We start from the raw sequence: 10,164 nt of genomic DNA on the forward strand, positions 1-10,164 counted from the left end.
TCCTGGCATCCTCGGCGGACACCTTCCCCCCGGACTTCCGTCGTTCTTCGAACTTGTTCAGCTGCCCTTGGAGATGTGCCACGTGAGCATTCGCACGCTGATACCAGGAGGATCCCTTGACCGTAACGTCGGGGTCTGTACCGCCTCTGCCACCCATCATGGGTCCGTCCTCCTCGGCGGATACCTCAACTTCAGTGAACCCCTGCGGGTTTGGTGAGCAACTCATGCAGCGGACCGTGCGGTGCGGAGGAATCAGGCGCCGAATTGCAGGCGGACCGGGACGGACAGACGGCGTCGGCGGACCTCGTCGCCGCGGACCGGGACAACGTCAAGGCACATCTCGAACTCGCCCCGCGGGGACACCGGGCCTTCCAGCCCCCGTTCACCTCGCTGCATCCGGAGGACGACGAGATCGACCGCCATGTGTTCGCCAAGCACAGGTTCCCGCGAGTTCACCGGGTGCCGGCTGCCGCCACGCCCAGGCGGTCGGCGATACGCCGGCGCACCGCCGCCATCTCGATCCCCCGCGGATCGACCTTCCCCGGCTGCCATTCCAGGTGGCCGATCACACTGCGCTCGCTCCAGCCGAACGCCCGGCAAATGGCGGCGGCCGCCTTCTCGATCGCCTCCACCTGCGCCTGCGGCCACGGGTCCTGGCCGTCACCGAGGTTCACGCACTCGAAGCCGTAGAAGTGAGCGTTCCCGTCGGCCTTGGCCTGGTTGTCCGGAGGCAGTGCGACCTCGTCGATCACCGCCTGCAGGACGTCGGGATCGCCCTTCCCGGCGTGGTTGGCACGACCGTTGCCGACCATGTGTACGGTGCCGTCCTTCGCGATGACTCCGTGGCACAGCGGCCCGGGCAGCGAGGAGTGCCCGTTGTAGCACAGCTCCACGCTGGTCTTGGTGCCGGAGGTGACCGTGTGGTGGATCATCACGCCGTGCAGCGGGCCCCAGGGGCCCTTGTGGTTGCGGTTGTGGGTTCGCCATGACCGGTGTTCGACAACGGTGAGTCCTTCGGCGCGCAGCGCGGCAAGCAACCGGTCGGGTGAGAGTGGGGTGGCCATGATTCTCCTTGCGAGAATTCGAACCGGCTCCTGCTTCGAGTCCGAGGAGCCGGGAAGTCCCGACGTACAGGGCGGCCGACCGATGGCCGGGGGCCGCGGAATTCGGAACGGCGCGACCGGTCACCTTCGGCAGGGTGACGAACTTCGAGGTGTCGTCAGACATCTGAAGTCGTGCGGACCAGCTCGATTCCCACTGTAGACCGGTGCCCTGACGACCGACAGCCTCCATTCACTCTTCAATCGGTCCGGCTCGTTGAATGCGAAGCCATTCATGCGCGGTTCGTTGAATGCGAACCGATAATCGCGGCGTTCCATCCGCGGAACTCCGGTAGTAGACCCCCGTGATCGCGCCTAAACTGAAGGCGATATCGCCGTCCCGGCGCGGGAAGCGGTGAGGGACCGGGCCCCGACGGGCGGGGTATTTCCGTGACTTCGTCCACGGCTCATCCACTGGACAAGGTCACATCAGCCGAGCGCCCGCACCGGGGGCGGCCGGCCGCCGCACATCCCGGCCGGGCGTGGCGCACCGCAGCACCCTCATAGACCGGTCGGCGGCGCGGAGCGAGACGGGCGGTGTCCGGGAAGCGGACGCCGCCCGGGGACAGCGAGGTTCCCATGCCCGACACGACCAGGCTCCCGATCGTGTACGTCCGGGGATTCGCCGGCGACACAGAAGGGATAGACAAAACCGTCAAGGACCCGTTCTACGGCTTCAACGAGGGCTCCACCCATGTCCGAGTGGGAGCGGGAAACGTGCCCAGCTTCCACCAGTTCGAAAGCCCGCTGCTGCGGCTCATCCTCGACGAGGATTACAGGATTCTGGTGGAGGGCGGCCAGGACGCCTATCTGGACACCCATGAAAGCGTCCCCTCCAATTCGATCTGGATTCTGCGTTTCTACGATGTCTCCGCCACTACGTGGGGCGCGGAGCCGAAGAAGTTCCGGATCGAGGGTGCCGCCGCGGACCTTCTGAAGTTGATCGACAAGCTTCGCGAGAAGTCGGGGGCGACGCACGTCCACCTGGTCGCCCACTCCATGGGCGGGCTCATCTGCCGCTGCCTCCTGCAGAAGATGCTCCCCGACGCCGGCCGTGACCCGGCCGACTGCGTGGCCAAAGTCTTCACGTACGGATCACCGCACGGAGGCATCACCTTCGACGCCGGGTTCGGCCTCTTCGAGAGGGTGCGTGACGCGACGGGTCTCAACGGTGCCGAGGTGTTCGGGCCGGAGCGCATGTACGAGTACCTGACCCCGACATCGGACCACGATCCGCAGGGACGCCCACCGGACTGGCGCGCCCGGGACATGCCCGAGCGCGACAGTACGCACCCGAGAGCATTTCCTCGCTCTCGCATCTTCTGCCTGGTCGGCACCAATCCGAAGGACTACGACGTCGCCTTCGGCCTCTCCGCCGCCGTCGTCGGCGCGCACAGCGACGGGTTGGTGCAGATCGAGAACGCCTATGTCCCCGGCGCACACAGGGCGTTCGTGCACCGCAGCCACAGCGGCCGCTACGGCCTCGTGAACTCGGAGGAGGGTTACCAGAACCTGCGGCGGTTCCTCTTCGGTGACCGCAAGGTCGAGGCCACGCTCGCCGACTGCCGGCTTCCGTCGGTCGAAGGGACCACCTGGCAGGCCGAGGTCCGGCTGTCCGTACGGGGTCTGCCGATCGTCATGCACGAGCAGACGGCCGAGCACTGGTGCCCGGTTCAACTGCCTTCGTCGGGCGCCCTGGCGGACGTTCCGCTGACCTCCGTGTTCCTGTGCAGCGGCCTGCGGCCGCAAGGCAGCGACACGACCATGCGCTACGCGCTCCAGCTGCGCGTCCTGTCGCTGCGTGAAAGGCGCGGGTTGCTGAGCTTCAGCGACCACCTCGAGCAGACCGCCGACTTCGACGACACCCTTGTGGTCGACATCGGTGAGGGCACATGGGCCGCTTGGAACTCGCTCATCCGCGGCACCATCAGGAGCCATGAGCCCAGCGGCGCTTCACTCCAGGACGAGGACACAAGCGAGGGGACCTGGGTGGCGAACATTCCGCTGCCCGCCTCCGCGCAGCCGATCCTCGGCGAGCAGGCTCGCATCCGGCTGACCGTCACGCCCTGGACGTGACGGCGGCGGGCGGCCGGACGGCGGACTCGAGCGCCCGCCCCCAAGGACCTCCTTCGTCGTGACGGTTCAGCGAAGCAGCGCTCCGCGCAGGGTGATGCCGTGCCGTGTGCGCAGCCGCCGCAGTTCCCACATCGCCACGAGGGTGACGGACAGTGGTGCTCCCAGGGTGAAGGCCATCCGCACCCAGAACGGCACGCTGTCGTAGGCGCCGCGGAACAGGTCGAAGAGAGCGACCTCCCACACGAGCAGCGTCGCGAGCAGCGGCGGAACCGTCTCGTGGAGGTCCGCTGTCCGGAAGACGTGCACGAGCGACTGCGCGATGCCGTAGAGACCGAACGGGGCGAGCCACAGCAGGAACGCGCCCAGGGCGAACAGAAGCACCACCCGCCCTGCGGATGCCGTCCAGTTCGTGTCCTCGGTCACGTAGCCCAGCCCCGTGATCAGTCTCGGCACGGCGAGTGTGACGACCAGCGCGAGCAGCGCCCCGGCGGGCTTGCCCACGCGGCGCAGGAACAGACGCCGGTTGGGCGGGCGGGCCGCCGCGATGAAAGCGGCGACGGAGACCGGGAAGGTCACCGCCAGCACGATGAGGGTCGTACGGATCTGGCCGAAGCGGTCGTCCACCACGGCGTCGGCGTCCGAGGCCAGCCCGTAGGACAGCAGCATCCACGTGATGGCGACCAGGCCGACGACCGTCCGGACGACCTGGACCTTCTTCACCATCGGGTCGTGCACACGGTCGGGCCGGGACGGCGTGAACACCGCGCGCCCCACGGCGATCGGGTTGAAGAGACGCCCGAAGGACAGGCGCCGAGGCGCCGGGGCAGGAGGCCAAGGGCCCGGCGGCGGCAGGGGTGGCCCGCCCGGTCCCGGCGGTCGCCCTCCGCCGTACGGGTTCCAGGGCGCCCCGGCACCGCCCCCGTTTCCGCTCATCCCCGTGTCCTTTGCGTCGCCGTGCCCAAGAGGTCACAAGGAGATTAGGCAATCGCAGCGCGTGAAACCATCTTGGTCGGGCTGCAGTTGCGCTGCTGTCGTGTGCCGACAGCGCCCGGGCCGCCACGGTCGGACGCTGGACCCCACCACGGCTCGGCGCGCCGCCTGCCGCCGCCCCCGGGCATCGCAAGGGCCGGGCGGAGGACATTCACGGATCTGGTGCATTCACGGATCTGGTGGAGGGACGTGACGGCCAAGCCGACGGGCGAGTGTCGGTGCCGGGTGTCAGTCTGGGACGAGACCTGATCTGCGAAAGGGAATCGTCGTGCTCACCACTGATTTCGTCCCCGGCTCCCCCTGTTGGCTGGACCTCGGTGCCCCAGACGTCCCGGCCGCCGCGGCCTTCTACGGCGCGGTGCTGGGGTGGGAGTACGAGTCCATGGGGGAGGGGGAGGACATGGAAGGCGGGATGTTCCGGAAGGAGGGCAAGATCGTCGCCGGCCTCGGCAAGCTCACGGAGGGGGGCGCGCGTCCCGCCTGGATGATCTACTACTGCGTCGCCGACGCGGATGCCACGACCCAGGCCGTGGAGAGCGCGGGCGGCACGGTACGGGTGGCGCCGAGGGACCTCGACGAGTGGGGCAGGATGGCGCAGTACAGCGACCCGCTGGGGGGCCAGTTCGCCGTCTGGCAGCCGGGGCAGAACAAGGGCGTCGACCTTGTGGACCAGCCGGGTTCGCTGTCCTGGACCGAGCTGTACACGAGCGACGTCGCGGCTGCGAAGGACTTCTACGGCCGGATCTTCGGCTGGCAGTTCAGCGACATGGACCTGCCGGGCGGCGGGGGCACGTACTCCCTCATCACTCCCGCCGGGCAGCCGGAGGAGCGTATGCACGGCGGCCTCATGCAGCTCCGCAAGGAGGACCTCGCTCTGGCCGACGGGAAGCCGTACTGGCACCCCGTGTTCGCGGTGGCCGACTGCGATGCCGCGGTCGCGCAGGTCAACGAGAAGGGCGGCAGCGTGCAGATGGGGCCGGAGGACGCGGAGGGTGTCGGCCGCCTGGCGGTCTGCCTCGACCCGTCGAACGCGGACTTCGTCGTGCTGACCCCGAGCGAGAGCTGACCGCCGGAAGACCCGGGCCGGCGGCTGCTGTGCGCCGACCGGCCCGGTTTGCTCCGACTCATCGATCGGCACGGTGTCCGTCTCGCTGTGAGTGAGCCGCCCGAAGTGCACGACGCACGCCGGCCGGGCCGGGTCCGTCAGGGCCTTTCCGCAGGGACACGGGTCGGGATGGTCGGCAGCACCATGTGCTCCGGCACCGAGGTCGGTACGCGGCCGGAGCGTGCGATCCCGAGAAGATCCGGCAGCTCGTAGTCCTGTGCCGCGTCGAGATCGACCGTGTATCCGAGGTCGCTCAGGCTCGCCACCGTCAGCCGGCTCAACGGGTTGTCGTTGCCGTCGATGTTCGGCGACATGAGCTCGTTGTCGAAGACGCTCTCGCGCCAGTGGCCTCCCGCGCTTCCGGCGCCGCCGACATTGGCGACGGGCACGGGGGTGGGCCCTTCTCCGGTGAGTGTGCCGAACTCCTTCATGGCGCCCGGTCCGACGAAGGTCGGGTCGTCGCCGGGGAAGTCCTTCAGGACGCCGAAGTCCTTCCAGACGGTGCCGATTCCCAGTACGTGTCCCATCTCGTGCGTAATGACGTCGAGGAGTGAGCCCTCCGCTTCCATCTGCGCCAGGTCGGCGCTGTCGAACATCATGCGCCCCTTCACGGGAAGTCCCGCTCCGCTGGCGGCGTCGTCCCTGCGGAACCGCGTAGGGCCGGCCTGCCCGAGGATGTTGGGGACGTTGTTGACACCGTCGATCGGCACGCCTTCGGCGTCGATCAGGAGATCGTCGATCACGACCCTGCCGGTGAGATCGTTGATGATCGCGGTCTCCAGGTCTCCTACGATGACGCGCGCCCAACGGTCCGCGGCCTCGGCGAACACGCTTTTCTGGCTGCCTGTCAGCCCTCCGAGGAACCGCACCTCGATCTGGAACGGAGACGTGGTCGCTGCGAGCTCCTCGGCGCGGCCGATGTCAGCGACTGCTCTGTAGGTTTCGAAGGCGTCATTGATCTGCCTGCCCATGGCTGCTGCTCCCATCGCTTGTAGCCGTCTTTCGCCCCCTGAACAACGTTAAACTTGTTCAGAGTTGTAGGCGATGCAATCAAATGTCGTTGAATATTCGTCTGTTTTCCGTGCAGTGCACGGCATTACATGTTCGGGCCCTGCCGTATCCTGGAAGGTGCACGACAGAGCGGGAAGCCCGGGCCGTTCGCTTCGGGTTCAACCACCGCTGGGTCCCCATGACTTCGGTCGGGCTTCTCACGCCTGAACTCCATGCGTGAAGGGAGCCTTCCATGGCTGCCAAGAAGCGTGCGTCCGCTGATCCCGGCCCCTCCCCAAGCGGTCAGAACAAGCTGATCAGCGACCTCAAGCAGTTCATCCGTAGCCGGGGATCGGGCTTCCTCCGCGACCCGAATGTGTCCTCGATCGGTATCGGGTACAAGGAAAAGAACGGGAAACGGGGCAAGGAACTGGCCCTTCAGTTCACGGTCGACAAAAAGGTCCGGCCGGAGGGGCTGGACGAATTGAAGACCTCCGAGATCCCCGCGACCATCGACATCGGTGACGGCGTCACCGTGCCGACCGATGTCGTCCAGCGCTCCTACAAGCCGCACTTCCTCGTGGTGGCCGAGGGCGAGACGCCGCAGCGACAGAAGCGCGTCGATCCGGTCCGCCCCGGCGTGAGCGTCGGCAACGTCAAGGTGAGCGCCGGCACCTTCGGGTGCGTCGCCTTCGACAGGAACGACGGCTCGCCGTGCCTGCTGAGCAACTGGCACGTGCTGAACGGCCGTAAGGGCGAACTCGGCGACGTGGTCGTACAACCCGGCAAGAAGGACGACAGCCGCATCGCCATGAACCGTCTCGGCAGGCTCAAGCGCGCCCACCTCGGCAGGGTCGGCGACTGCGCCGTGTCGACGGTCACCGATCGTGATTTCGCCAGGGAGATCCTCGACCTCGACGTCACGCCGACGAAGCTGGGCGAACCGCAGATCGACGACAAGGTCGTCAAGAGCGGCCGCACCACGGGGGTCACGCACGGCCTCGTGAGCAGGCCCTTCGCCATCGTCAGCATCAACTACGGGGGGTCGGTCGGAGTCCGCGACATCGAATGCTTCGAGATCGGCCCCGACCCCAGGCAGCCGGCGGACGGCGACGAGATCAGCCTGCCCGGCGACTCCGGATCCGTCTGGATGTTCACGGGCCGTTCCGGAAGGCCCACGGATGTCATGGCGGGTCTTCACTTCGGTGGCGAGGCGGACGAGGACCCCGAGGACCGCGCTCTGGCCTGCCTCCCCCAGGCGGTCTTCGACGAACTGAAGATCACCCTCGCACCGCCGGACCCCGAATCGCTGGAGGCCCTGACCGGGTACGACCCGGGCTTCCTCGCGGTACCGATCGCAACTCCGCAGCTCAACGCATCGATCAAGGAGGACGCCGTCCGGATCAACGGGTCCGAGGTGATCCCTTACACGCACTTCTCACTGGCCCTCAGCACGTCCCGGCGCTTCGCCTTCTGGGTGGCCTGGAACATCGACGGCGGCACCCTCAAGAAGCTCGACCGGAAGGGCATCGACTTCGTCAAGGACCCGCGCCTTCCGGCCGCCGCCCAGGTCAGCAACGAGCTCTACAAGGGCCGCAACAACCGGCTCGACCGCGGCCACATCGCGCGCCGCGCCGATGTGGTGTGGGGCGCGCTGCCCGAAGCGAAGAAGGCCAACAAGGACTCGTTCTTCTACACCAACATCACTCCGCAGATGGACGACTTCAACCAGAGCGGGCGGAACGGCATCTGGGGCCACCTCGAGGACGCGGTCTTCGAGGACGTCCGTGTCGACGAGCTCAAGGTCAGCGTGTTCGGCGGGCCGGTCTTCCACGAGGACGACCGGGTCTTCCGGGGGGTCAAGCTCCCGCGCGAGTTCTGGAAGGTGCTCGTCTTCTCCGAAGGCGGCAAGCTCAAGTGCAAGGCGTTCCTGCTGACGCAGAACCTGGAGGTGCCCGAAGCCCTCGAACTGGACGAGTTCCGGGTCTTCCAGGTCAAGCTGTCCGAGATCCGGACGCGGACCCACCTGCGCTTCCCCACCGCGATGACCGCGGCGGACACGCTGCTGGTCCCGGAGTCCGTGGAGGACCGGACCCCGCTGGAGCGTCAGTCCGACATCGACTGGAGCTAGGGCGTGCCGGGCCTGGAGGCCTGCGCCGGTGGTGCCGACGGGTCCCCGCCGGCGCGCAGCCCGGCGCCCGGTGCGCGCCCTGCTTGCGGTGCCTGCTGTCTCCCCCGCATGTCCTTCTACTGACCGAGAACAGGTCGTGAAGTCTCTCGCGTACCCCCCGGGGGTATGCTACGGTGCGCTTCGAAGGTACCCCCTAGGGGTATATAGCGGGCCAAGGGAGAAACGGTCATGTCAACGGTCAATCCGCGGCGGTGGTGGGCGCTCGGCGTGCTCGCGGCCGCCCAGTTCATGGTCATCATGGACACCTCGATCATCGGGGTCGCGCTCCCCGAGATGCAGAAGGACCTCGGCTTCTCGCAGGGCGAGCTCCAGTGGGTCTTCAACGCGTACGTCATCGCCTTCGGCGGCCTGTTGCTCCTCGGCGGACGTCTCTCCGACCTGCTCGGCGCACGCAAGGTGTTCAACGCCGGCTGGGTCGTCATGATCGCCGGCTCCGTCGTCGCCGCGGCGGCCCAGACAGCCGCGGTCGAGGTCGTCGGCCGGGCGGTCCAAGGTGTCGGCGGCGCGCTCATCGCGCCGGCCGCGATGACGCTGCTGATGACGCTCTTCGGGCACAACCCGAAGGAACTCGGCAAGGCGATGGCCCTCTACGGAGCCGCCGCGCCGGCGGGCGGAACGGCCGGCGTGTTCCTCGGCGGAGTGTTCACCGAGTGGCTGAGCTGGCCGTGGGTGTTCATCATCTACGTCCCGATCGGCCTGGCGACCCTCGCCGCGTCCAAGCTGCTGCCGTCCGTCGAGAGCCGTCGCGGTTCCGTCGACGTACTGGGCGCGGTCGCCGTCACCGCAGGGTTGGCGCTCACCGTCTTCGCCGTCGTCCGGGCGCCGGAGGTCGGCTGGGCCTCGACCGGCACGGTTCTGCAACTGGCAGGCGCCGCGGCGCTGCTGATCCTCTTCTTCGTGATCCAGAAGTCGGTGCGTCAGCCGCTCATGCCGCTCGGTGTCTGGCGTGTGCCGCGCCTCGGCTCGGCCAACCTGGCCATGACGCTGCTCGGCGCCGCGTGGATCCCGATGTGGTACTTCCTCAACCTCTACCTCCAGCAGGTCCTCGGCTACGGAGCCTTCGCCTCCGGCGCCGCGCTGCTGCCCATGACGGTGCTCCTCATGATCTTCATGACGGCCATCACGGCCCGGCTGATGGGCAGGTTCGGGGCCAGGCCGCTGATCGCCGGCGGTCTGCTGGTCCTCGCCGCCGGCCTGCTCTGGCTGTCGGCCGTGGAGCCGACCGGTACGTTCCTCATCGACGTTCTGCCCGCGTCGCTCGTCGCGGCGCTCGGTATGTCGCTCGCCTACATCCCGGCCATGATGGCCGCCATGTCCGGCGCACCTCAGGAGCAGGCGGGTCTGGCGTCCGGCATCGTCAACACGACCTACAACGTGGGTTCCGCCCTCGGCCTGGCCGCGCTGACCGCACTCGCCATGTCCCAGGGAGCCGGTGAGCCGGGCAACCTGCCCGCCCTCACCGACGGCTTCTCGTCCGCGTTCGTCGGTGCCGCCGTGATCGCCGCGGTCGGGGGCGTCATCACCCTCCTGGTCATGCGTGGCGAGAAGTCCGCAGCCGCACCGAACAAGGCCGCTCCTGCCTCGGACGGTGAGCAGGTCGGCGTGTAGCCGACGGGTTGCTGCAAACCGGGGGGTGGGCAGGGTCCGATGCGCAGGGGCCGCCCGATGTCTCAGGAAGACATCGGGCGGCCCCTGTCCGCGAGTTCGACAGC

General features: G+C 68.0%; 6 protein-coding genes and 1 pseudogene. 4 read left to right on the plus strand and 3 right to left on the minus strand.

What is annotated here, in order from left to right; genetic code table 11:
• Positions 1–461: 461 nt before the first annotated feature.
• Positions 462–1,064: pseudogene (locus ACWGH4_RS06495) on the minus strand (N-acetylmuramoyl-L-alanine amidase); the annotation flags it as partial.
• 615 nt (positions 1,065–1,679) lie between these two features.
• Between ACWGH4_RS06495 and ACWGH4_RS06500 the strand changes: the two are divergent.
• Entirely contained in the window at positions 1,680–3,176 is a 1,497-nt protein-coding gene (locus tag ACWGH4_RS06500; protein ID WP_453456391.1) for an alpha/beta fold hydrolase, read from the plus strand.
• Between the two features lie 66 nt (positions 3,177–3,242).
• Here ACWGH4_RS06500 and ACWGH4_RS06505 read toward each other — a convergent pair whose 3' ends face one another.
• Positions 3,243–3,950, minus strand: a complete 708-nt coding sequence (locus ACWGH4_RS06505) for a hypothetical protein (RefSeq protein WP_453456394.1) — start codon at positions 3,948–3,950, stop codon at positions 3,243–3,245.
• A gap of 484 nt (positions 3,951–4,434) precedes the next feature.
• Here ACWGH4_RS06505 and ACWGH4_RS06510 point away from each other — a divergent pair, with 484 nt between their 5' ends.
• A complete protein-coding gene (locus ACWGH4_RS06510; RefSeq protein ID WP_453456397.1) occupies positions 4,435–5,232 on the plus strand; it encodes a VOC family protein in 798 nt (265 codons plus the stop codon).
• A 137-nt stretch (positions 5,233–5,369) separates the two neighbouring features.
• Here ACWGH4_RS06510 and ACWGH4_RS06515 read toward each other — a convergent pair whose 3' ends face one another.
• Positions 5,370–6,242, minus strand: coding sequence for a leishmanolysin-related zinc metalloendopeptidase (locus ACWGH4_RS06515; protein ID WP_453456400.1), 873 nt, complete (start codon positions 6,240–6,242; stop codon positions 5,370–5,372).
• A gap of 272 nt (positions 6,243–6,514) precedes the next feature.
• Here ACWGH4_RS06515 and ACWGH4_RS06520 point away from each other — a divergent pair, with 272 nt between their 5' ends.
• Entirely contained in the window at positions 6,515–8,392 is a 1,878-nt protein-coding gene (locus ACWGH4_RS06520; protein WP_453456404.1) for a DNA/RNA non-specific endonuclease, read from the plus strand.
• Positions 8,393–8,620: 228 nt separating this feature from the next.
• The gene (locus ACWGH4_RS06525) at positions 8,621–10,060 is read left to right on the plus strand and encodes an MFS transporter (protein WP_453456407.1); all 1,440 of its coding nucleotides are present in this window, start codon (positions 8,621–8,623) and stop codon (positions 10,058–10,060) included.
• The last annotated feature ends 104 nt before the right edge of the window (positions 10,061–10,164 follow it).

Source organism: Streptomyces sp. NPDC054847 (assembly GCF_053610925.1).

Bases quoted from the DNA above. Each gene is read 5' to 3' on its own strand.
- ACWGH4_RS06520 (WP_453456404.1), top strand. From the start codon at position 6,515: ATGGCTGCCAAGAAGCGTGCGTCCGCTGATCCCGGCCCCTCCCCAAGC.
- ACWGH4_RS06515 (WP_453456400.1), bottom strand. From the start codon at position 6,242: ATGGGCAGGCAGATCAATGACGCCTTCGAAACCTACAGAGCAGTCGCT.
- ACWGH4_RS06525 (WP_453456407.1), top strand. From the start codon at position 8,621: ATGTCAACGGTCAATCCGCGGCGGTGGTGGGCGCTCGGCGTGCTCGCG.
- ACWGH4_RS06500 (WP_453456391.1), top strand. From the start codon at position 1,680: ATGCCCGACACGACCAGGCTCCCGATCGTGTACGTCCGGGGATTCGCC.